This window comes from Mycobacterium colombiense (genome assembly GCF_001953985.1).
GTDB lineage: Bacteria > Actinomycetota > Actinomycetes > Mycobacteriales > Mycobacteriaceae > Mycobacterium > Mycobacterium colombiense_B.
The window spans coordinates 53,399-76,821 of record NZ_MBEI01000031.1 but is presented as its reverse complement, the minus strand read 5'-3'; the positions used below and the strand labels follow the sequence as shown (position 1 = coordinate 76,821).

General features: G+C 69.0%; 13 protein-coding genes. 10 read left to right on the top strand and 3 right to left on the bottom strand.

All coding sequences use genetic code 11. The features are described 5' to 3' along the window. Nucleotides 1-7 precede the first annotated feature (7 nt). Genes A5732_RS06320 through A5732_RS06285 form a run of 9 tightly spaced genes read left to right on the top strand, consistent with a single transcriptional unit; the run spans nt 8 to nt 6,990 of the window. Nucleotides 8-808, top strand: a complete 801-nt coding sequence (locus A5732_RS06320) for a CbbQ/NirQ/NorQ/GpvN family protein (RefSeq protein WP_076101542.1) — start codon at nt 8-10, stop codon at nt 806-808. 15 nt (nt 809-823) lie between these two features. Beyond that, entirely contained in the window at nt 824-952 is a 129-nt protein-coding gene (locus A5732_RS27715) for a hypothetical protein (RefSeq protein WP_255362120.1), read from the top strand. After that, nucleotides 949-1,644, top strand: coding sequence for a hypothetical protein (locus A5732_RS06315; protein WP_076101539.1), 696 nt, complete (start codon nt 949-951; stop codon nt 1,642-1,644). Before A5732_RS27715 ends, A5732_RS06315 begins: the two co-directional genes overlap by 4 nt. A gap of 12 nt (nt 1,645-1,656) precedes the next feature. Further along, the gene (locus tag A5732_RS06310; protein ID WP_076101537.1) at nt 1,657-2,097 is read left to right on the top strand and encodes a hypothetical protein; all 441 of its coding nucleotides are present in this window, start codon (nt 1,657-1,659) and stop codon (nt 2,095-2,097) included. A gap of 13 nt (nt 2,098-2,110) precedes the next feature. Continuing rightward, a complete protein-coding gene (locus A5732_RS06305) occupies nt 2,111-3,169 on the top strand; it encodes an NAD(P)H-dependent amine dehydrogenase family protein (RefSeq protein ID WP_076056628.1) in 1,059 nt (352 codons plus the stop codon). 8 nt (nt 3,170-3,177) lie between these two features. After that, nucleotides 3,178-3,594 (top strand): hypothetical protein, encoded by a 417-nt coding sequence (locus A5732_RS06300; RefSeq protein WP_076101534.1) that lies wholly within the window; start codon nt 3,178-3,180, stop codon nt 3,592-3,594. Nucleotides 3,595-3,605: 11 nt separating this feature from the next. Further along, nucleotides 3,606-4,787, top strand: coding sequence for a cytochrome P450 (locus tag A5732_RS06295; RefSeq protein ID WP_076101531.1), 1,182 nt, complete (start codon nt 3,606-3,608; stop codon nt 4,785-4,787). Then, entirely contained in the window at nt 4,784-5,743 is a 960-nt protein-coding gene (locus tag A5732_RS06290) for an SDR family NAD(P)-dependent oxidoreductase (RefSeq protein ID WP_076056524.1), read from the top strand. Before A5732_RS06295 ends, A5732_RS06290 begins: the two co-directional genes overlap by 4 nt. Nucleotides 5,744-5,763: 20 nt before the next feature. After that, nucleotides 5,764-6,990, top strand: a complete 1,227-nt coding sequence (locus tag A5732_RS06285) for a cytochrome P450 (protein WP_076101529.1) — start codon at nt 5,764-5,766, stop codon at nt 6,988-6,990. Here the strand turns inward: A5732_RS06285 and A5732_RS06280 are convergent. The 3 genes from A5732_RS06280 to A5732_RS27450 form a co-directional block, all read right to left on the bottom strand. Continuing rightward, nucleotides 6,987-9,584, bottom strand: a complete 2,598-nt coding sequence (locus A5732_RS06280) for a sugar epimerase family protein (RefSeq protein WP_076101526.1) — start codon at nt 9,582-9,584, stop codon at nt 6,987-6,989. The genes A5732_RS06285 and A5732_RS06280 overlap by 4 nt on opposite strands. Nucleotides 9,585-9,603: 19 nt before the next feature. After that, nucleotides 9,604-22,140: a type I polyketide synthase gene (locus A5732_RS06275; protein WP_076101524.1), complete on the bottom strand. Its 12,537-nt coding sequence runs from the start codon at nt 22,138-22,140 to the stop codon at nt 9,604-9,606. A gap of 388 nt (nt 22,141-22,528) precedes the next feature. Further along, nucleotides 22,529-22,879: a hypothetical protein gene (locus A5732_RS27450; protein WP_075233280.1), complete on the bottom strand. Its 351-nt coding sequence runs from the start codon at nt 22,877-22,879 to the stop codon at nt 22,529-22,531. Between the two features lie 182 nt (nt 22,880-23,061). Between A5732_RS27450 and A5732_RS06265 the strand changes: the two genes are divergently transcribed. Next, entirely contained in the window at nt 23,062-23,397 is a 336-nt protein-coding gene (locus tag A5732_RS06265) for an RNA polymerase-binding protein RbpA (RefSeq protein WP_007770897.1), read from the top strand. Nucleotides 23,398-23,423 lie beyond the last annotated feature (26 nt).

Below are 23,423 nucleotides of genomic sequence, written 5' to 3'. Positions count from 1 at the left end.
GGAAGAGATGACCACCGACACATACTTCGCCAACGGCAACGAAGTTCAGCTGTTCGAGCAGGCCTTCCACCGGCGCATCCCGGTGATGCTCACCGGCCCGACCGGATGCGGCAAGACCCGCTTCGTCGAACACATGGGCTCCCTGCTGCAGCGACCCGTGGTCACCATCAGTTGCCACGACGACCTCACCAGCTCCGACCTCGTCGGCCGCTTCATGGTCACCGGCGGCGACGTGGTCTGGACCGACGGCCCGCTGACCCGGGCCGTCAAAACCGGCGCGATCTGCTATCTCGACGAAGTCGTCGAGGCCCGCCACGACTCCCTGGCGATCCTGCATTCGCTCACCGATCACCGGCGGTCGCTGTATCTCGACCGCGCCGGCGAGGTTGTGCAAGCACCCGAGGAGTTCATGCTGGTGTGCTCGTACAATCCGGCCTATCGCAGCTCCCTCAAGGAGCTCAAACCGTCGTTCCGCCAACGGTTCGCCACGCTGGCGATGCACTACCTGCCACCGGACCGCGAGGCGGAGGTGATCGTCGCCGAATCGGGAATCCCGTTGGCCACGGCCCGGCGGCTGGTCGGGTGCGCGGTCGCGATCCGCACCGCCGACCAAGCCTTTCACTTCGAGCCGCCGTCGACCCGGGTGCTGGTCACGGCGGCACAGCTGATCGCCGCGGGCGCAACCGAACTGGATGCGGCCGACGCCTGCATACTCGCGCCGCTGAGCACCGACGGCGCCGTCACCGACGGCCTCCGCGAAGTCGCGGCCGCCAGCCTGGGCGCCACGGGCGCATCGAACAGTCCTTAGAAAGGAGCAACCGGCATGGACCGACAAGAGGAGAAGCGCAAGAGGGCGCTCATCATCTTCCAGATATTCATCTACGGCTACCTACTGGCGATGTTCGGCATCCAGCTCTACATGTCGTTTGCGCGTGGGTGGTGGGATCTATGACTCTCTCTGCCGCGCAAACGAGTTCGGTCGGCCTCGAGGATCACCACGACGAATCCCGCCAGGCTCAGCGCCGCGCCGATAAGTGGATGATCGTCGGCGCCGGCCTGATGGGCATGTGGGCGCCGGGCCTGATCGGCTTCCCCATCTTCATGCGCGGGGTGTGGCTGCAGCGCCAGGCCCTGCGCGCCGGACTGTCGGTCCGGCCCATGATCGTCACCCTGATCGGCTATCTGGTGCTGATCGACGGAATGCTCAACAGCCTGGGCTGGGCCCTGGACCTGGTGGCCAACCACACGCTGATCAACCGCGTGCTGATGGTCGGTTGGGGCAACATGTTCGACGCCGGTTATTTCTGGCACTACAACGAACTTTGGGTCGGCGGCGCCGCCGGGCCGGGCGAGAAAGCCTACGTGGCCGGCCTGATCCTCACGGTGTTCTCCATGCGGGTGGCCGCGGCGATCGGCTTTCTGCAGATGAAGCGGTGGGGTCATCAATGGATGGTCATCACGTGCTGGATGGGCGTGGTGATCTGGTCGGCCTACGTCTTCAACATGACCATGTTCGCCGACGTGCGGTACGCCGGCGTCGTCTTCCCGGTCATCGGCTGGTGGCTCTACGACATCTTCTACATCACCCCGTTCCTCGCGATCCCCTATCTGCACACCGTCAATCGCGAAATCTTCTCCGACTAGCAAGGAGTAGCCATGACAAGCCCTTCCGTACCGGCGTCCACCGAAGACAAAGACCCGAGCACCGAGCTCGAGCCGGGGACGACGCCGTACTACGCGCGGATGCACAAATGGATCAAGCGGGCCGTGTTGGTCTGCCTGGTGGCCCTGGTGATCGAGGGCGCCTTCACGTTGCCGTTCATGGCCGTCTACTACGGCTACCCAACCCTGAGCCTCACCCAGATCTGCAGTGAACTGCTCAAGATCCGGTACTCCAACGACACGCTGGAGTGCAAGTACCCCTACCCACCGTTCGGCCCGCCCGAGGGCGCCGAGGGCAAGGCCACCGCGCAGGACGTGTGGGGCATCCAGCCGATACCGAAGTATCACCGGCTGGGATTCCGCGAACTCGTCAAGATCCACAACGACAGGCTGGCCCGCCAAGCGGCCCAACAGCATGCGGCGTCGCACCCATGACGGGGCGGACCCGTTGACCTACCGGGTCGTCCAGTGGACGACCGGCAACGTGGGCAAGAGCTCGGTCAAAGCGATGGTCGCCAACCCGACGCTGGAACTGGTCGGGTGCTATGCCTGGTCGCCGGAGAAGGCCGGGCGCGACGTCGGCGAGCTGTGCGGCATCGAACCACTGAATGTGAAGGCCAGCAACGATATTGAGGAGCTGCTCGCGCTCAAGCCGGACTGTGTGGTCTACAACCCGATGTTCGCCGACGTCGACGAGCTGGTCCGCATCCTCGGCGCGGGCATCAACGTGGTGGGCACCGCCGGCTTCATCACCGGCCACTTCCTCGGCGCCGGACGGGAACGCATCGCGCAGGCCTGCCAAGACGGCGGATCGACCATCTTCGGCAGCGGCATCAACCCCGGTTTTATCCAGCTCTTCGCCATCGTGTCGGCGGGGCTATCCGACCGGGTGGACAAGGTCTCGATGCTGGAATCGGTTGACACCACTATCTACAATTCGCCCGCCACCGAGATACCCATGGGCTTCGGCTATCCCATCGATCTGCCGGATCTCCCGGCCATCACCGAGAAGGGCTCCGGCATCTTCCGCGACGGCGTATTCCTGATCGCCGAGGCGTTGGGCGCCGAGCTCGACGACGTGCGGTGCGAAGTCGACTACGCCCAAACCACCGAGGATCTGGACCTTCCCGGCGACTGGACGATCAAAAAGGGATGCGTCGCCGGCGTGGACGTCCGCTGGAAAGGGATTGTCGCGGATCGCGAGATCATCGAGATCCGCGGGCGATGGCGCAAGGGTCAATCACTGGATCCGGATTGGCCGCTGGACATGGGCTACACGATCGAGGTGCAGGGCCAGCCGACGATCAAGACCACACTGAGTTTCCTTCCGCCGCCGGACTTTGCGGGCCAGACGCTGGACGACTACATCATGCTGGGTCTCACCATCACCGCGATGCCGGCGATCACCGCGATACCCGCCGTCGTCGCCGCGCCCCCCGGCATCGTCACCTACAACGACCTGCCACTGCTACTTCCGCGCGGAGTGCTGCGCGCCGATTCTCGATAGGAACTCCGATGCCTGAAGAACCCTCGCTCCATCACGTCGTGTTCGCCGTGGCACCGGAACGACATGCCGCCGCCGCGCAGATGTTCAGCGATCTGGGATTCGTCTTCGAACCCCTGCAACTGAGCGAGCTCGGCCTCGACATCCACCTCGACTGGAGTCGGGGCATCGAGTTGATCAGCCCGATCCCGGGATCGACCGGGGAGGTTGCCGTTTCGGTGACGGAGTTCTTGGAGCGCCACGGCGACGGCGTGTTCACCGTGGTTATCGGGGTCCCGGAGGCCGCTGGCGCCGACGCCGTCGCCGAGCGCTACGGCGCGACAAGGCGATTCCGGCAACACATGGAGGGCGAGGGCACTTACCTCGACGAAAACGACGTGTCGATCCTGGGCCTGCCACTGACATTCCTGGCGACCAATATTCCGTGATTGGAGACGGCATGGCTCGTGGGCCGCACGAAATTCCGGAGCTCGACCTGGACGACCTGCCGATGGCGCTCGACCGCGGCGTCGGCTGGGCGGCGTTGCGGGACGCCGGCCCGGTGGTGTTGAGCGACGGCTGGTACGCGCTGACCCGTCGCGAAGACGTCCTCACCGCGCTGCGAAACCCCACCGTGTTCTCGTCGCAGAAGGCCTTTGAGGTGGTCGGCAGCCCGCTTCCGCTGGTACCGGCGGCGTTCGACCCGCCGGAGCACACCCGGTTCCGCAAGATCCTGCAGCCGTTCTTCAGTCCCCATGCGCTGGCCGCGATCCTGCCGTCGATCCAGGGCCAGGCGGCCGACATCATCGAATCGATTGCGGGACGCGACAAGTGCGAGGTGATGGCCGATCTGGCGACTCCCTACCCGTCGCAGGTCTTCCTGACGCTGTTTGGGCTGCCGCTGCGCGACCGCGAACGGCTGATCGGCTGGAAGGACGCCATCATCGAGCTGAGCATCCCCAACGCGGCGAGTGAAGCCCCGGACCTCGCACCGGCGCTCGAGCTCTTCAGCTACCTCACCGAGGCCGTCGCCGAGCATCGGCGCGATCCCGGCGACGATGTCCTCTCCCAGGTGCTCGCGGGCGAGGAAGCGCTCACCGACGACGAGGCCCTCGGCATGGCGTTCTTCTTCGTCCTCGCGGGACTGGACACCGTCACGTCGGCCATCGGCGCGGCGATGCTCGAATTGGCACGTCGCCCCGAACTGTGCGACCGGCTTCGCGAAAGGCCCGAAGAAATTGGTGTCTTCGTCGAGGAGATCGTCCGGCTGGAGTCGTCGGCTCCCGTCGTCCCGCGGGTGACGACCGAGGAGGTCACCGTCGCCGGCATCACCTTGCCCGCGGGATCTCGCGTGCGGCTGTGCCTCGGCGCCATCAACCGGGATGGCAGCGATGCGATATCCGGTGACGACCTGGTGATGGACGGCAAGGTGCACAAGCACTGGGGCTTCGGCGGCGGTCCGCACCGTTGCGTGGGTTCGCACCTGGCGCGCATGGAGATGAAGGTCGTCGTGACCGAATGGCTAAAGCACATACCTCATTTCGAGCTCGATCCCGGCTACCGTCCCGAAATCACCTGGCCGTCGCCGACGTGCACGCTGCCTTCCCTGCCGCTGCGGATCCTCGCGAAGGATGCCTCATGACCGAGCTTCGCTTTGACGGAAGGGTCGCGATCGTCACCGGCGCCGGGGGTCAGGAGCCGAGCCTGGGGCGATCGCACGCCAAGCTGCTCGCCGAGCGGGGAGCCAAGGTCGTCGTCAACGACCTCGGCGTCGGACCCGATGGGCGAAACCTCTTGCGGGCCAACGCCGAGCAGGTGGCCGACGAAATTTGCGCGGCGGGCGGTGAGGCGGTGCCGGACCTGCACAGCGTCGCCGACCAGGACGGCGCGCGCCGGGTCGTCCAGACCGCGCTGGACGTGTGGGGTCGCCTCGACATCCTGGTGAACAATGCCGGGATCTGCTTCATGGCGCACTTCGACGAGATCTCCGACGCCGATATTCGCAACGTCATCGATGTGCACCTGATGGGAACCGTGTGGATGTGCCGGGCGGCATGGCCACACATGCGGGACGCCGGTTACGGCCGCATCGTGAACACCACGTCAGGGGCGATGTTCGGGCTGGAATACCTGTCCATCTATGGCGCCGCCAAGGGCGGAATCTTCGGGCTGACGCGCGGTCTCGCCGTCGAAGGCGCGCCGCTGGGCATCCTGGTCAACGCGTTGGGCCCGGCCGCAAACACCAGCGCCGTAAGGCATTTCAACGACCCGTCCGCGTTCACGAAGCTGATGGAGGACCACTTTCCGACCGGCCTGGTGTCACCGGCCGTGGCCTTCCTGGCTCACGAGAGCTGTCCGGTATCCGGCGCCAACCTCGAGGCAGGCGGCGGGAACGTGGGCATCCGGGTGTTCGGCCAGAACACGGGCCACTACGACTCCGGTCTCACCCTCGAAAAGGTGCGGGACAACTTCGCCGTGATCGTCGACACCTCCACGGCCAGGTTGATGCCGGATCTGGCGGATTCCGGGGAGCTGGCCCCCGGTGCGGCCATTTCAACGCCCATCGAGGTACTGCCAAAGCGCTACCAGCCGAGCTGATTCCGGCCGAAGGAGACACGATGACCGTCGACACCGCAACACCCGGCGTCTTCGACGCGGGCCTGCCGGCGCTGCACTACGACATCACCGACACCGTGCACGAGGTCGCGCCGCGCATCCACGAGGTGCGCACGCGGTCGCCGATAGCCATCGGACCGCTGGGGCCCGAGGTGCTCGGCTACGAACTCGCCCGCGGGATACTTCGCGACCCCCGGTTCGTTTTCCCGCCCGGCATGCACATGACGGCGCGCGGGATAACGTCCGGCCCGCTCTATGACCGGGTCCTCGGAACCATCCTGGGCATGGAGGGCGAGGAACATCGGCGGCTGCGCGGCCTGGTGTCCAAGGCTTTCACGCCGCGGGCGTCCGCGCGCATGGAGGACACCATCGACACGGTGATCAACGAGCTGATCGACCGGGTCGCCGATGCCGGCCGATGCGATTTCGTCACCGACATCGCCCGGCCGTACCCGATCCCGATCATCTGCGCGCTGTTGGGCGCGCCTCCCCAGGACTGGGAGCAGTTTTCCCTATGGGCGGAGGACATTTTCAAGATCGTGAGGTTCGACTCCGACCTGGCGAATGAGCAGCACATCGTGATGCGGGCGTGGGATGAGTTCGACGCCTACATCGACGACATGATCGCCGAACGGCGGAGCCGGCTGTCCGACGACTTGATCTCCGAGCTGATCCGCGCCCAGGACGACGGCGACCGGCTGAGCAACGCGGAGATGCGCATGCTGGCGTTCAGCATCCTCAGCGCCGGCACCGACACCACCCGCAATCAGCTGGCCGCGTGCATGCACGCGCTGTGTGACCATCCCGATCAGCTGGCGATGCTCCGCGACAATCCCGACCTCGCGATGCGAGCCGTCGAGGAATGCATGCGCCATTCGCCCGCGGTCTGCACCACCCTGCGCACCGTCCTCGACGATGTCACGTTCGCCGGGTACACCTTTCCGGCCGGCACCTTCATTTCGGTGAATACCTTTGCCGCGAACTGCGATCCAGAGGTCTATCCACATCCGGACCGGTTCGACATCACCCGCGAGGATCCGCCGCCCATTCTGACGTTCGGCGGCGGCGCGCACTATTGCCTCGGCGCCAACCTCGCCCGAACGGAGCTTGCCGGAGCGCTCAAAGTCCTTGCCCGGCGGATGACCAACCCGCGCCGCGTGGCGACGGCACGGTGGAAACCGATGCTGGGGTTGAGCGGACCGGTCGAGCTTGAGATGGAATTCGACTAGCTCAGCGCGTCGTCCGCGGCGAGCTCCAGCACGTGAATCTCGCCAGTCGTGCCATCGACCTCGACGAGGGCACCCGACGGCAGGGCCCTGGTAGCCCCCTGGACGTCCACCACACAGGGGAAGCCGAATTCGCGGGCCACCACCGCGGCGTGCGACATCGGGCCGCCGAGTTCGGTGACGACGGCCGCGGCGTAGCAGAAGGCCGCGGTGTACCCGACGTCGGTCACCTCCGCGACCAGGATCTCGCCGGGTTGCAGGTCGTCGATGGTTTCCGGCCGCACGATGCGCACCCGCCCTCGCACCCGGCCCCCGCACACTCCGACACCGCGCATGGTGCCCCCGCTGGCCAGCGCGGGCGACGAGGTGGCGGTGGGCTGCCAACTTCCGCTGAAGACCGTCGGCGGCGCCACCGCGGCAAGGCGGCGTTGTTCGGCGCGGCGCCGGGCCACCAGCGCGCCCACATCCGCAGGGAGCGCATCCAATTCGTCGACAAGCAGGTAGAACACGTCATCGGCGGCGTCGAAGATTCCGGCATCGACCGACCTGCGCCCATACTCGCGCAGCAGCGTGCGCAGCACCCAGTTGGCCCGCACCACCTTGTCGCGGCGGACCTCACGGTCGCGCAGTTGCTGGGTGGCAAGTACGGCAACCGGCTTGGCGTGCAATGGAATCCAGGGGTTCTGCGGCTGCGACGCGGGTGGCGCACTCATCGCTCTGGTCACCATCCGCACGAGCAGCTCGGGGTCGTCGGCGTAGCTGGTCGACAGCATCTCGAGCTCGGCCGGACCACGGTGCCCGATCAGCGCCAGCTCGTCCAGCAGTGCGGCGTGAAATTCCGGTGCCTCGACGGCGAGCTTGTCCAGCCGGTCCCCCGGCTCGGCCAGCAGCGCACTGACTTTCGGATCGCGTTGCGCGGCGACCACCAACCGCTGCATCGCCTCGACCGAACGCGCGCTGACCAATTCCGGCCCACCGGGTGCGGCGACGTCTCGCCCGCACAACCCGCGCAGCAGCACGTTGAACGCCGCGCACAGCAGGAACGAACCCGCCGCCAGCACCCAGCCGTGCACCACCTGGTCACGCGCCAGCGAGATCAGGCTCAGCAGTCGACGATCGTCGAGCCCGGCGAGGTCGCCGTCGGTCAGGCGCTCCAGGCGATCGACGTCGGCAACGAAGTCGCGGGTGTCCAGGGGCGCGCCGGCGGACAGCCCGATCAGGTTGACGCCGAATACCCCGATGTTGCGGACGGTCCGCAGTTGCTTGCGGATTCGGCCGGTGTGGGAGTGCGGATGCTCCTCGGCGAAGATCGGCAGGGCGGCCATGCTCGGGCCGAAGAACCCGCTGTTGCTCACCACCGTCGTTGGCTTCACGAACGGCACCGTCTCAGCCATGAAGTGCGCGGTCGTGATCGCGCCATACAGCCGGTGGGCGAACACCGCGACCATGCGCATGGCGATTTCGCGCTGGATCGTCCCCCCGGGCCGCAACCGCTCGGCGACGCACACGGCGCTGGCCCGCAGTCCCCGCACCGTCGCCGACGCCGACGCCGGCGAAAAAGGGCCGGGCAGCGCTTCGGACAAGTTCGTGGCCAGGAAGGTGGGAAAGCGTGGGTCGATCGGCGTATCGAATTCCCCGTTATCCCCTTCTGCGCCAGCCCAATTGGGCTTGACGCCATCGTCGCTCGGCGCGTCGACCGACGGCAGATCCTGAATGTTGGCCAGCCGCCACGGCAGCGATAGCGTGCGCTTGCCCACGGTGACCCGGCCGCGCACCGCCTGCGCGAAATCCTGGACGCAATCGCCGGATTCCCAGGCCGGCCGGAAGCCCCACTCCTGTTCCAGCCGCGCGGTGTCCATCAGCGGGGCGCCCTGCACCAGCCGCAGCTCCGCCGGATCAAAGCCCACGCGCACTACGGGGCGGCGCAGCGCGGCGGCGAGCTGCCGGAAGGTCACCTCGCCCGAACCGGCGAGATTCACCGGGCCGCCGGTGATGTCGGCCTCCACGAGTGCGCGATTGAATAGCCGAAGCGCGTCGTCGAGGTGGACGACCTGCAGGCCGCGATCGCCCGACCGGTCGCGGAACGCCGGTAATGCCAGCAGGCGGCGCACCCAGTTGTCGACGCTGCGCCCCAGGATCAGCGCGGAGCGGATCGCGACCCATTCCGCGTCCGATTCCGCGAGCAGCTGTTCCACTTCGGCCTGGAGCCGACCTTCGGCGCTCACCGGAGCCGTGGCGTCGCGTTCGGTCTTCGGCGCTTCTCCCTCGCCGTAGACATGGGCCGACGACGCGAAAACGATCCGCCTGGAATGGTATTCGGCCATCGCGTCGAGCACGTTGCGGGTGCCGCCGATGTTGACCTGATCGTCGTGCCCCGAACCGTGCGCCCATGCGCAATGCGCGACGACGTCCGCGCCGGCCAGGGCGCGCTTGACGGCGGTGGCGTCACGGATGTCGGCGACGACGAAATCGGCCGCGTTCGGCCAGCTGTCGGGCCGATGGCGGGCGATGCCCGCGACGTCGTGACCCTGGCTGAGCAGCCGGGTGGCGAGGCCGCGGCCGAGCACGCCGCTGGCCCCGGTGACCGCGATTCTCACAAAGAGCCCTCACTCATGGCTATTCGTCGTCGTCATCCAGCAATGCGGCGTTGACGAGATCGTCGAGGTCCATGTCGGCGATGTCCTTCTCGGTGGTCACCTCGGACGGCGCGCTTCCGCTGGACGATTCGTTGGCCAGGGCCAGCAGCAGCTCCAACACGCCGGCCTGGCGAAGGCGCTTGACCGGAATCGACCCCACGACCCGCTGAATCTCGGCTTCACCCGGTGCAGCCGCCGCCGCGGGCTGGTCCGCCGAGCCGACCAATTCTCGATACATGTAGCCGGCCAGCGCCGCGGAGTTCGGGTAGTCGAAGATGAGTGTCGGTGAAAGCGCCAGTCCGGTCGCGGCTTTGAGCCGGTTGCGCATCTCGACGGCGGTCAGCGAGTCGAAGCCGAGTTCCTGGAACGCCCGGTCCGGGTGGATCGCCTCCGGGCTGGCGCTGCCGAGCACGGTGGCGATGTTGGCGCGCACCAAGTCCAGCAGGATGGCCTGTTGCTCGTCCTCGGGCAGCCCTTCGAGGCGTTGCAGCAGAGCGGATTTCGACTTGGCTGCGGCCAGCGAGTCATCGACCTGACGACGCGTCGGCGCGTTGATCAGATCGACGAACATCGGCGGCAGGGTGCCCCCGTCGAACTTGACGCGCAACGCCGCGAGGTCGATGTGGGCGGGCAGCATGAACGGCTCGTCCACGATCAGCGCGGTGTCCATCCGGTCTAGCGCCTGGTCCGAGGACATGGCCACGATTCCGTCCCGGCCGAACCGGGCACGGTCGGCGGCGCCCAACCCGCCGGTCATGGCGCTGGCCTGATCCCACAGACCCCAGCCCAGCGAGATCGCCGGCAGCCCGTGCGCCCGCCGGTGCGCGGCCAACCCGTCCAGGAACGAGTTGCCGGCGGCGTAGTTGGCCTGACCCGAGGCACCCGCGAGCCCGGCGATCGACGAGAACATCACGAACGCCGACACATCCAGCTCGCGGGTCAATTCGTGCAGGTTCCACGCCGCGTCCACCTTGGACCGCAACACGGATTCGATCCGGTCGGGCGTCAGCGAGGTGACCACCGCGTCGTGCAGGACCCCGGCGGCATGGATCACCCCGGTCAGCGGATGCTGCATCGGGATTTCGGCGATCACCTTGGCCAGCGCCTCGCGATCGGCGGCATCGCAGGCCACCGTCTCCACGTGCGCACCGGCCGCGCTGAGTTCGGCGACCAGCTCCGCGGCACCCGGTGCATCCAGGCCGCGGCGGCTGACCAACACGAGATTCCGTGCGCCGTGGCGGGTTACGACGTGACGCGCGACCGCCGAACCGGCCATACCGGTGGCGCCGGTGATCAACACCGTGCCGGCCGTCCAGGCGTCGGGCATCGTCATCACGACCTTGCCGACGTGGCGGGCCTGGCTCAGATAGCGCAGCGCGGCGGGTGCGCGCCGCACATCGAACCTGGTGACCGGCAACGGCCGCAGCACGTCTTCGCCGAACATGGCGGCCAGCTCGTCGAGCATCTGCGCGATCCGATCCGGTCCGGCTTCGAACAGGTCGAAGGCGCGGTAACGGACGCCCGCGTGGTCGCGGGCCACGACCTCGGGGTCACGGATGTCGGTCTTGCCCATCTCCAGGAAGACTCCCCCGGGGGACATCAGGCGCAGGGAAGCATCGACAAAATCACCGGACAGCGAGTCGAGGACGATATCCATCCCGCGCCCACCGGTGACCGCCCGGAACTTGTCCTCGAATTCCAGGCTGCGCGAGTCGGCGATGTGATCGTCGTCAAAGCCCATGTCCCGCAGCGTGTCCCACTTGCCACGGCTGGCGGTCGCGAACACTTCCAGACCGATGTGACGGGCCAGCTGGACCGCGGCCATCCCGACCCCACCGGCCGCGGCGTGGACCAGCACCCGCTGACCGGGCTTGGCGCCGGCCAGGTCCACCAGGGCGTAGTTCGCCGTGGCGAATACCACCGACGCCGTCGCGGCGGCGGTGGGTGACCATCCGGCCGGCACCTTGACGAGCAGGCGCTCGTCGGTCTTGGCAATGGTTCCGGTGCCGTCCGGGAACAGCCCCATCACACGGTCGCCGACCGCGAAACGCCCGTCTGGCGAGGCGGTTTCGATCACCACGCCGGAGGCCTCGATGCCCATGATCGCCTCCGGGTCGGGATAGAGACCCAACGCGATCATGACGTCACGGAAGTTGGCCGCGATGGCCGACAGCGCAACCCGCACCTGTCCGGGCCCCAACGGCGCGTCGGCGTCGGGAATGCGCTCTATCCGTAGGTTCTCGATGGTGCCGTAGCTGCTCATGCCGAGTCGCCACGGTCCGTCGTCGGGCGGCTGCAACAGACCGCCGACCGCGCGGCTGCCGAGCACCCGCGCGGTGTAGACCGTCCCCTTGCGCAGGATCGCCTGCGGCTCGCTGAGCGCCAGAACCGCGGCGATCGCGCCGGAATCCAGGGGCGCGTCCGTGTCGACGAGCACGATCCGGCCGGGGTGCTCGGTCTGCGCCGACCGCACCAACCCCCAGACCGCCGCTCCGGCCAGATCCGTGACGTCCTCCCCCGGCAGCGTCATCGCGCCCCGGGTCGCGACCACCAGGGTTCCGGCGCCGTCGCGGGACAACCACGACTGCAGTACGGGCAGTATCGCTCGCGTCGCCGCGTACACCTCGCTGATCACATCGCCGGACACCGGCTGCGATTCGAACAGCACCGCCGACCGCTCGGCCTCGGCGTCGTCCAATTCCGGTGCGCCCCAGGCGGAGAGCGATACCGGCTGCACCGCCGCCGACGGCTGCGCGGACCAGATGACCTCGAAGAGCCGGTCCGGTCCCGAATTCGACACCGCGGCCAGCAGCTGCTTGTCCGTGACCGGGCGGGCCACCATCGACGCCACCGAGAGCACCGGTAGCCCCAGCCCGTCGGCCAATTCGATCGACACGGTTGAGGGGCTGACCGGCACGATCCGTGCGCGCACCGCGCCCGCCCCCGCGGCGTGCAACGACACCTGCTGCCAGGAGAACGGGACCAGCATCGAGCCTTCGGGCAGCTCGTCGCTGTCGGAGGCCAACATGACCGCGTGCAACGCCGCGTCGAGCATCGCCGGGTGGACGCCGAACCCGGCCGGCGACACCCCGGCATCGGTGGGCAGCGACACCTCGGCGAAGACCTCGTCGCCGCGGCGCCACATCGACGTCAGGCCGCGGAACGCGGGGCCGTACCCGTAACCACGCTCGGCCAGTTGCTCGTACCCGTCGCCGACATCCACCGGGACCGCCCCCACCGGCGGCCACGCCGACAGGTCCGCGCTCGGCTGCACCGACCCTGCCCGCAGCACACCTTCGGCATGCAGCGACCAGCCCGAGCCCGCTTCGGCCCGCGAGAACACCGACACCGCACGGGCGCCCGAATCGTCCGGGCCGCCGACAACGACCTGAACGGCGACCGACCCACCGGCCGGCAACACCAGCGGCGCCGCCAGATTCAGCTCGTCAACCACTCCGCAGCCCACCTCGTCGCCGGCACGGATGGCCAACTCGACGAATCCCGCGCCGGGGAACAGCACCACGCCGCCGACAGCATGATCGGCCAACCAACCCTGCGTGCCGGGCGACAGCCGGCCGGTCAGCACCACTCCGCCCGAGGCCGGCAGTTCCACCACCGCGCCCAACAGGGCATGCTCGCTGGCGGCCAGGCCCAGGCCCGCGGCATCGGCCGGGGCGCCATCGGCGGCAAGCCAAAAGCGCCGCCGGTCAAAGGCATACGTGGGCAGCTCGACGAGGTTGGCGTCGCCCAGGGCGCCGCGCCAGTCCACATCCATCCCGGCGACGTATCCCTGCGCGACGGCGTTGACCAAGGCGACCGGCTCCGGGCGGTCCTTGCGCAGCCCGGACATGGTGGTCACCGAGGCTGCCGTCGGATCGGAAGCCAGCGTTTCTTCGATCGATGCCGTCAGGCCGCTGGCCGGCCCGACTTCGAGGAAGCGGTTCGCGCCGGCCGATTGCACGAAACGCACGCTGTCGGCGAATCGCACCGCCTCGCGCACGTGTCGCTTCCAGTACGCCACCGACGCGAAGTCGTCGCCGGCCAGCTGTCCGGTCACGTTGGACACGATCGGAATGGTCGGCTTGCGGACGGTCAGTCCGCCCGCGACGGTGCCGAATTCGTCGATCATCGGGTCCATCAACGGCGAGTGGAAGGCGTGTGACACGGAGAGCCGATGCACGCGGTGGCCGTCGCCGCGGAGTCGGTCCGCCATCGTCATCACTGCGTCTTCGGCGCCCGAAATCACCACCGAGGTGGGCCCGTTGACCGCGGCGATCCCCACGGCGGCCTGATCGGAGGACACCAGCAGTGCCCGCACCTCTTCCTCGGTGGCCTGTACCGCGACCATCGCGCCACCCTCCGGCAGCGCCTGCATGAATCGGCCCCGCGCCGCCACCAGCACCGCGGCGTTCTCCAGGGACAGCACACCGGCGACGTGCGCGGCGGCGAGCTCCCCGATCGAGTGGCCCATCACGAAGTCGGGCCGCACACCCCAGGATTCGAGCAGCCGGAACAACGCGACTTCCACTGCGAACAGTGCGGGTTGCGCGAACTCGGTGCTGTTCAACAGGTTTTCGTCGTGCCCCCACATCACCTCGCGCAGCGGGCGAAGCAGGTGCTGATCCAGTTCGGCCACGACCGTGTTGAACGCCTCGGCGAAGATCGGATAGCCGGCGTGCAATCCCATTCCCATGCCCAATACCTGGGAGCCCTGGCCCGGGAACACGAAGACCGTCTTGCCGGCGGTCGCCGCGCCACGAATGATCGAGCCGCCCAGGTCGTCGCCGGCAAGCTCGTCCAGCCCCGCCAGCAGCCGGTCGCGGTCGCTGCCGACGATGACGGCCCGCTGCTCGAAGGCCGACCGGCCCGCCAGCGACCACCCCACGTCGGCGATGTCCAGATCCGGGTGGGCGCGCAGGTGGCCCGCCAGCCGCGCGGCCTGAGAGTTCAACGCCGACAGCGATTTCGCCGAGACCGGCCACGGCACCACCGGCGCCTTGGGGCCGTCCACGACGCGCGGCGACTCGGCCGGCACCGCCTCGACGATGACGTGCGCGTTGGTGCCGCTGATGCCGAACGACGACACACCCGCCCGGCGCGGGCGGTTGCCGGGCTTAGGCTTCCAGGCCCGCGCCTCGGTCAGCAGCGACACCGAACCGGTCGACCAGTCGACGTGCGGGCTGGGTTCGTCGACATGCAATGTCGCGGGCAACATCTCGTGGCGCATCGCCAGGACCATCTTGATCACACCGGCAACCCCGGCGGCGGCCTGCGTGTGACCCATGTTCGACTTGATCGAACCCAGCCACAGCGGCTCGCCGCGATCCTGCCCGTAGGTCGCCAGCAGCGCCTGCGCCTCGATCGGGTCACCCAACGTGGTTCCGGTGCCGTGCCCTTCGACGACGTCCACCTCCGCCGGCGTCAATCCGGCGCTGGCCAACGCGGCACGCACCACCCGCTGCTGCGAGGGGCCATTGGGCGCGGTCAGCCCGTTGGACGCGCCGTCCTGATTGATCGCCGAGCCGCGCACCATCGCCAGCACCGGATGCCCCAGGCGCTGGGCGTCGGACAGGCGCTCCACCACGAGCATGCCGCCGCCCTCGGAGAATCCGGTGCCGTCGGCCGCGCCCGCGTAGGCCTTGCACCGGCCGTCCTCAGACAACCCGCGCATGCGGCTGAACTCGACGAAGATGTCGGGCGTGGCGTTGACGGTGACGCCGCCGGCCAGGGCCAGGTCACACTCGCCCGAGCGCAGCGACTGCGCGGCCATGTGCAACGCCACCAGCGACGACGAGCATGCCGTGTCCACCGACACCGCCGGGCCTTCCAGGCCGAGCACATAGGACACCCGGCCCGACGCCACACTCGACGACTGGCCGGTCAGCCGGAAGCCCTCCGCGGTCGGCGCCGCGCCCATGCCGTAGCCCTGCGTGTACACCCCGGCGAACATTCCGGTGGCGCTGCCGCGCAGCTTGGTGGGCTCGATTCCCGCCCGCTCCAACGCTTCCCACGACAGCTCGAGGAACATGCGCTGCTGCGGGTCCATGGATAGCGCTTCGCTGGGCGCAATGCCGAAGAAGGCCGGGTCGAAGTCCGCGGCCCCTTCCACGAAGCCGCCGGTTCGGGTGTAGCAGGTGCCCGGAACATCGGGGTCCGGGTTGTACACGCCGGCCAGGTCCCAGCCACGATCGGTCGGGAATTCGGTGAGCACGTCGCGGCCCTCGGTCAGCATGTCCCACAGGTCCTCGGGGGAATTCACCCCACCCGGATAGCGGCATGCCATGCCGACGATGACGATCGGATCGTCGTCGGTGGCGCGAGCGGCCGGGGCGTGCTTGATCTCTTGCGGAACCCCGGCTAGTTGGGTGCGGATGTAGCCGGCCAGTCCGTTGGGCGTCGGGTAATCGAAGATCAGCGTGGGCGAAAGTGCCAGTCCGGTAGCGGTTTTGAGCCGGTTGCGCATTTCGACCGCGGTCAGCGAGTCGAAGCCCAACTCCTGGAACGCCTTGTCGGCGTCGATCGCCTCGGCGGTGGTGTTCCCCAGCACGGTGGCGATGTGCGAGCGCACCAGATCCAGGAGCACGGCGTGCTGCTCGGCCTCGGACAGCCCGTCCAGGCGATGCGCCAGGGCCGATTTCGATTTCGCGGCGGCCAGCGAGTCATCGACCCGGCGGCGCGTCGGGGCGTTGACCAGATCGGTGAACATCGGCGGCACCGCGACCGCGTGCGCCCGCAGCGCGCCGAGATCGATGCGGGCCGGCGCCAGAAACGGCTCGTCGACGATGAGTGCGGTGTCGAAGAGTTCCATGGCCTCGTCCGAGGACAGCGCCAAGATCCCGTCGCGACCCAACCGGGCGAGGTCGGCGGCGTCCAGTCCGCCGGTCATAGCGCTGGCCTGATCCCACAGCCCCCAGGCCAGCGAGATCGCCGGCAGTCCGTGCGCCCGCCGGTGCGCGGCCAACCCGTCCAGGAACGAGTTCGCCGCCCCGTAGTTGCCCTGGCCCGACGAGCCGACCAGCCCGGCCATCGACGAAAACATCACGAATGCAGACAGATTCAGGTCGCGGGTCAACTCGTGCAGATTCCAGGCCGCGTCGACCTTGGCCCGCAATACCGCGTCGACACGATCGGGGGTCAGCGACGTGACCATCGCGTCGTCCAGCACACCGGTCGCGTGAATCACGCCCGACAGCGGCCGCTGCGCCGAGATGTCGTCGATGACCCGCGCCAGTGCCGCCCGGTCGGCCGCGTCGCACGCGACCACACGCGCCCGCGCACCCGCGGCTTGCAGCTCCGCGATCAGCTCGGCGGCCCCGGGCGCGTCGGGACCGCGCCGGCTCAACAGCACCAAGTCCTCGACGCCGTGCTGCGCCACCAAGTGGCGGGCCAAAGTCGAGCCCGCCATGCCGGTTCCGCCGGTGATGAGGACGGTGCCCGATGCGAGGCCGGAGGGCAGCGTCATGACGACCTTGCCGATGTGGCGGGCCTGGCTCAAGTACCGCAGCGCCGTACGGGCGCGCCGCACGTCAAAGGTCGTGACCGGCAACGGCTCCAGCACCCCGGCGTCGAACAGCCCGGCGAGCTCGATCATCCACTGGTGCATCCGGGGACGGCCGGGCTCGAACAGGTCGAAGGCGCGGTACCGGACACCCGGATACTCCTGGGCGACCACACCCGGGTCGCGAATGTCGGTCTTGCCCATCTCCAGGAACACCCCACCGGGGGCGACGAGCCGCAGTGAGGCGTCGACGAATTCGCCGGCCAGCGAGTCCAGCACCACATCCATGCCGCGGCCGCCGGTGACCGCCCGGAACTTCTCCTCGAACTCCAGGCTGCGCGAATCCGAGATGTGATCGTCGTCAAAGCCCATGGCCCGCAACGTGTCCCACTTGCCGCGGCTCGCGGTCGCGAACACCTCCAGGCCCAGATGCCTGCCCAGCTGCACCGCGGCCATCCCGACGCCACCGGCCGCGGCGTGCACCAGCACCCGCTGCCCCGGCTTGGCGTCGGCCAGGTGGATGAACGCCATGTAGGCGGTGGTGAACACCGCCGAGATGCCGGCGGCTTCGGCGTAGGACCAGTGGGCGGGCTTGCGCTGCAGCAGGCGCACGTCGCCGGGCACCAAAGTGCCGCTGCCGTCGGGGAAGAAGCCGTACACCGAATCGCCGACCGCGAACTCGGTGACTCCCGGCCCGACCTCGACCACCACGCCCGCGCCCTCGCCACCGAGCAGGGCTTCGTGGGTGAACATGCCCAGGGTGATCATGACGTCGCGGAAGTTGGTGGCGATGGCGCGCAGGGCCACCCGAACCTGGCCGGGCTCCAGCGCGGCGCCGGCGTTGGGCACCGGCTCCAATTGCAGGTTTTCGAACGTGCCGGCGCTGCTGATTCCCAGCCGCCAGGGCCCGTCCGCCGGGGGCGTCATGATCCCGTCCACCGCGCGGCTGCCGCGCACGCGCGCTATGTGGGCCGTGCCGTCGCGCAGCAACACCGCGGGCTCGCCGATCGCCAGGACGGTCGCGATCGCGTTATCATCAAGCGCCGCATCGGAATCCACCAGCACGATCCGGCCGGGATGCTCGGTCTGCGCCGACCGCACCAGCCCCCATACCGCGGCACCGGCCAGATCCGGAACGTCCTCCCCCGGCAATCCCATCGCGCCCCGGGTCGCGACGATCAGCACCCCGGAGTCGCGCTCGGTCAGCCACGACTGCACGGCCGCCAGCGCCCGATGCGTGCGCTCATACGATCCGGAGACCGGATCTTGTTCGGTCGCAACGGATTCGAAGACCTCATGCGCGGGCGGCTCGGCGCCGACGGTCGTCGTCGCGGCTGGCGACCACGCCAGCTCGAACAACCGGTCCGGACCCGAGGCCGACACCGCCGCGCGCAGCTGCCGCTCGCTCACCGGGCGCGCGACCATCGCCCGCACTGACAACACCGGCAATCCGAGTCCGTCGGCCAGCTCGATCGAGACCGCTCGGGACGCCGCGGACGCCGCCCCCGGCGCCGATGCCGGCGCGATGCGTGCACGCACCGCAGACGCGCCCGCAGCGTGCAACGACACACCCTGCCACGAGAACGGCAGCACCACTTCGTCGGTCTGGCCGGTGATCTGGTGACTGACGACCAGGGCGTGCATGGCCGCATCGAGCAGCGCCGGGTGGACGCCGAAACCGTTGACGCCGCCGGCCGCGTCGGGCAGCCGCACCTCGGCGAACACCTCGTCGTCGCGCACCCACGCCGCGGTCAGGCCCTGGAATGCCGGGCCGTAGCCGTAGCCGAGAGCCGCCAACTGCTCGTAACCGTCGGCCGCGTCGACCTTGACGGCGCCCGCCGGCGGCCAGGCCGAGAGATCCGCGCCTGGCTCGACCGAACCGGTGCTCAGCGTTCCTTCGGCGTGGCACACCCAGCCGGAGCCTGCGTCGGGACGCGAGAAGATCGACACCCCGCGCTGGCCGGATTCCGCGGCCGGGCCGACCACCACCTGCACGGCGACCGACGCCGAGCCGGAATCCTTGGCCGGCAACATCAACGGCGCCTGCAGCGTCAGCTCGTCGACCGTCGGGCAACCGACCTCGTCGCCGGCGCGAATCGCCAGCTCTACGAAGCCGGACCCGGGGAACACGACCGTTCCGGACACGGCGTGGTCGGTCAGCCAGCCCTGCTGGGTCGGCGACAGGCGACCCGTCAGCACCACCCCGCCCGAAGACGGCAGCTCGACGACCGCGCTCAGCAGCGGGTGCTCGCTGGTGCCCAGGCCCAGGCCGGACGCGTCCGCCGCGATGCCCTCACCGGACAGCCAAAACCGGCGCCGGTCAAAGGCATACGTCGGCAGCTCGACGAAGCCGGCGCCGTCCAGCGCACCGCGCCAGCGCACGCTCACGCCCGCGACGAACGCGGTGGCGGCCGACGTCAGGAACCTGTCGAGACCGCCGTCATCGCGGCCCAGGGTGGGGATGACTGTGACGTCAGCTGCCTCGGCGCCACTGCTGAAATGGTCGTTGGCGGTGTCCTCGATGCCGGCCACCAGCGCCGGATGCGGACTGGATTCGATGAACGTCCGGTAGCCGTGCTCGGCGGCGCTGCGCACCGCCTGGTCGAACTGCACGGTCTGCCGGATGTTGCGATACCAGTAGTCGGCGTCCAATCCGGCTGTGTCCAAACGGTTTCCGGTAACGGTGGAGAAGAACGCGATGCGCGAGGAGCGCGGCTCGATGCCGGCCAGCACCTCCGCGAGGTCAGCGCGGATCGCCTCGACCTCAACCGAGTGCGAGGCGTAGTCCACGTCGATCCGCCGGGTCCGCAGCTCGAGGTCGGCGCAGAAGCCGACGAGCTCGTCGAGCGCGGCACCGTCACCGGACACCACGACGGCCGACCGGCCGTTGACGGCGGCGATGCTGACGCGATTCCCGTAGGGCGCCAACAACTCTCGGGCCCGTTCGGTGCTGCAGGCGATGGACAGCATCCCGCCGGGGCCGGCCAGCGCCGTCAGCAGCTTGCTGCGCAATGTGACCACCCGGGCCGCGTCCTGCAGCGACAGCGCCCCGGCGACGTAGGCGGCGGCGATCTCGCCCTGGGAATGTCCGATTACCGCGTCCGGGCTCACCCCGATCGACTTCCACAGTTCGGCCAGCGACACCATCACCGCGAAGAGCACTGGCTGCACGACGTCGACGCGGTCCAGTCCGGGAGCGTCGGGGGCGCCGCGCAGCACGCCGGTCAGCGACCAGTCGACGAATTCTGCGAAGGCCTCTTCGCAGTCCCGGATCTGCTGGGCGAATACCGGTGCGGTATCCAGCAATTCGATCGCCATGCCCGGCCATTGGGAGCCCTGGCCGGGGAAGACGAACACGGTCTTGCCGGCCGGCGTCGCGGTGCCCCGGATCACCGAGCCGGTGGGGTCGTCGTTGGCCAGTTCGTCCAGCCCGGCCAGCAGCCGGTCGCGGCCACCGCCGACAACGACCGCGCGGTGCTCGAACGTCGCGCGACCCGCCAACGACCAGCCGATGTCGGCGACGTCCAGATTGCTGTGCGCGCGAACGTATTCGGCCAGCCGCGCCGCCTGCGCCGCCAACGCCGAAGCTGATTTCGCCGTCACCGCCCACGGAACCACCGGGCGCACCGGTCCGGCCTCCCGTGCCGGCGCCGCCGGAGCGGCCTCGACGATGACGTGCGCGTTCGTGCCACTGATGCCGAACGACGACACGCCCGCGCGGCGCGGTCGCTCGACGTTCCAGGGTTGCGCCTCGGTCAGCAGCGACACCGAGCCCGCCGACCAGTCCACGTGCGGACTCGGCGCGTCCACGTGCAGCGTCGCGGGCAGCGTCTCGTGACGCATCGCCTGCACCATCTTGATGACGCCGGCCACGCCGGCGGCGGCCTGCGTGTGGCCCATGTTCGACTTGATCGAGCCCAGCCACAGCGGCTCGCTGCGGTCCTGCCCGTAGGTGGCCAGCAGCGCCTGGGCCTCGATCGGGTCGCCCAGGGTGGTTCCGGTGCCGTGGCCCTCGACGACGTCGACGTCGGCCGCCGACAGCCCGGCGTTGGCCAGCGCCGCACGCACCACCCGCTGCTGCGAGGGACCGTTGGGCGCGGTCAGCCCGTTGGAGGCGCCGTCCTGGTTGACCGCCGAGCCGCGGACCACGGCCAGCACCGGGTGTCCCAGCCGCTGCGCATCCGACAGGCGTTCCACGACCAGGATGGCCCCACCCTCGGACCAGCCGACGCCGTCGGCGGCGCCCGCGTAGGCCTTGCACCGTCCGTCCGGCGCCAGCCCGCGGTGGCGGCTGAACTCCACGAAGACCGTCGGCGTCGCGTTCACGGTCGCGCCGCCGGCCAGGGCCAGGTCACACTCCCCCGAGCGCAGCGACTGCACGGCCATGTGCAACGCCACCAACGACGACGAGCACGCGGTGTCCACGGACACCGCGGGGCCCTCGAGTCCCAACACGTAGGACACCCGCCCCGAGGCGACGCTGGAGGTCATGCCGGTCAGCCGGTAACCCTCGATCTCCTCGGCGAGCATGCCGTAGCCCTGAACGATCAGCCCGGCGAACACACCGGTGGCGCTGCCGCGCAACCCGCTGGGGTCAATTCCGGCCCGCTCCAACGCTTCCCACGACAGTTCGAGCAGCATCCGGTGCTGGGGGTCCATCGCGAGCGCCTCGCTCGGCGCGATGCCGAAGAAGGCCGGATCGAAGTCCGCGACGCCGTCGACGAAGCCGCCAGTGTTCACGTAGCACTTGTGGCGCGCGTCGGGGTCGGGGTCATACAGGCTCGCGACGTCCCAGCCGCGGTCGTCGGGAAACTCCGAGATGACATCGCGGCCGTCGGCGACCATTTGCCACAGCGCCTCCGGGCTGTCGACGCCGCCCGGGAAGCGGCACGACATACCGACGATCGCGATCGGCTCGTTGGACCGCTCCAGCAGCGCCCGATTGGTGCGCTTCAGGCGCTCAACCTGGACCAGCGCTTTACGCAGCGCTTCGGTCGCATGCTGGAGTTGATCAACCATCACAAACCTCACCTAACGACGTTCGGCCGTCTTTCACCGCCGGGTGCGGTTCTCGCCGACTGACGGACTTTGCTGCACGAGGCGACGCCGTTTCCCGTCCGACCAGCGTCGTGCCGCTCTCCGACCCAAGAATATTGCTGGTGAGTATGGCCAACTCCGACTGGATTTCAAAACGTCCGCTGCTCCCGGCCGCTACGGGAGGACCGGCATGGACCGCCGCGCCGCGCCGCGCAAAGAAGATGTGAGGCCGGGTGCCCGGTGTGCTCGCTGGACAGCGGTGCGCTGTAGACATGGCCCGACGTCCATGGCGCGACTGTACCCGGCTGACCATAGCCGGTGGTCAGGCGCATGTCGTGGAGGGTTCGGTGCGGCGCGGACCCGGCAGCGGTCACACACCCGCTCGGCGCCAGCCGTCGGCGGCCCTGGCGGCCTGGATCAGCGCGTCGCATAACTGGCGAAGCTCGGTGGCCCCGGCGCCTTCGTCGACCGCCGTGGCGACGTCCTCGGCCGCGCATCGCACCTGGTAGACGCGATCCGACAGGTCGGCGGCGTCCTCGGCCGACAGCACCACCGCGTCCTCGGGCACGGCTGCCGCGCCGTTGCGGTTCAGCGAGGCCCGTTGTTCGTACGCGCGCTGCCGGCAGGACTGCCGGCAGTACTGGCGGCGACGTCCCATTCCCGCATCGGTAACGTCTCGGCCGCACCAGCGACAGGGCTGCGGGTGGGTACGGCGGCTCACGCCAGCCGACTTTAGTCGGGTTTACGCGGCGATCCCGGTATCATTAAGGGTCGCGTCGCGTATGCCGGCCCCGGCCGGGAACTGCGCAGATCGCCGCAGCGTTTGCTAACTGGACAGATTGCACCGAACTGCAGTAAGGGAGCCGGAGAGCTCCGAGAAGAAGACCTGAAGGAGTAGCAGCCATGGCTGATCGCGTACTGAGAGGCAGTCGCCTCGGGGCCGTGAGCTACGAGACTGACCGCAACCACGACCTGGCGCCGCGTCAGCTCGCGAAGTACCGGACCGAGAACGGCGAGGAGTTCGAGGTTCCCTTCGCCGACGACGCCGAGATCCCCGGCACCTGGCTGTGCCGCAACGGCCTCGAAGGCACCCTGATCGAGGGCGACCTGCCCGAGCCGAAGAAGGTGAAGCCGCCGCGGACGCACTGGGACATGCTGCTGGAGCGTCGCTCGGTGGAGGAGCTCGAAGAGCTGCTCAAGGAGCGCCTCGAGATCATCAAGACCCGCCGCCGGGGCTGACCGCGGCTTGAGCCCGGGCCGGACCG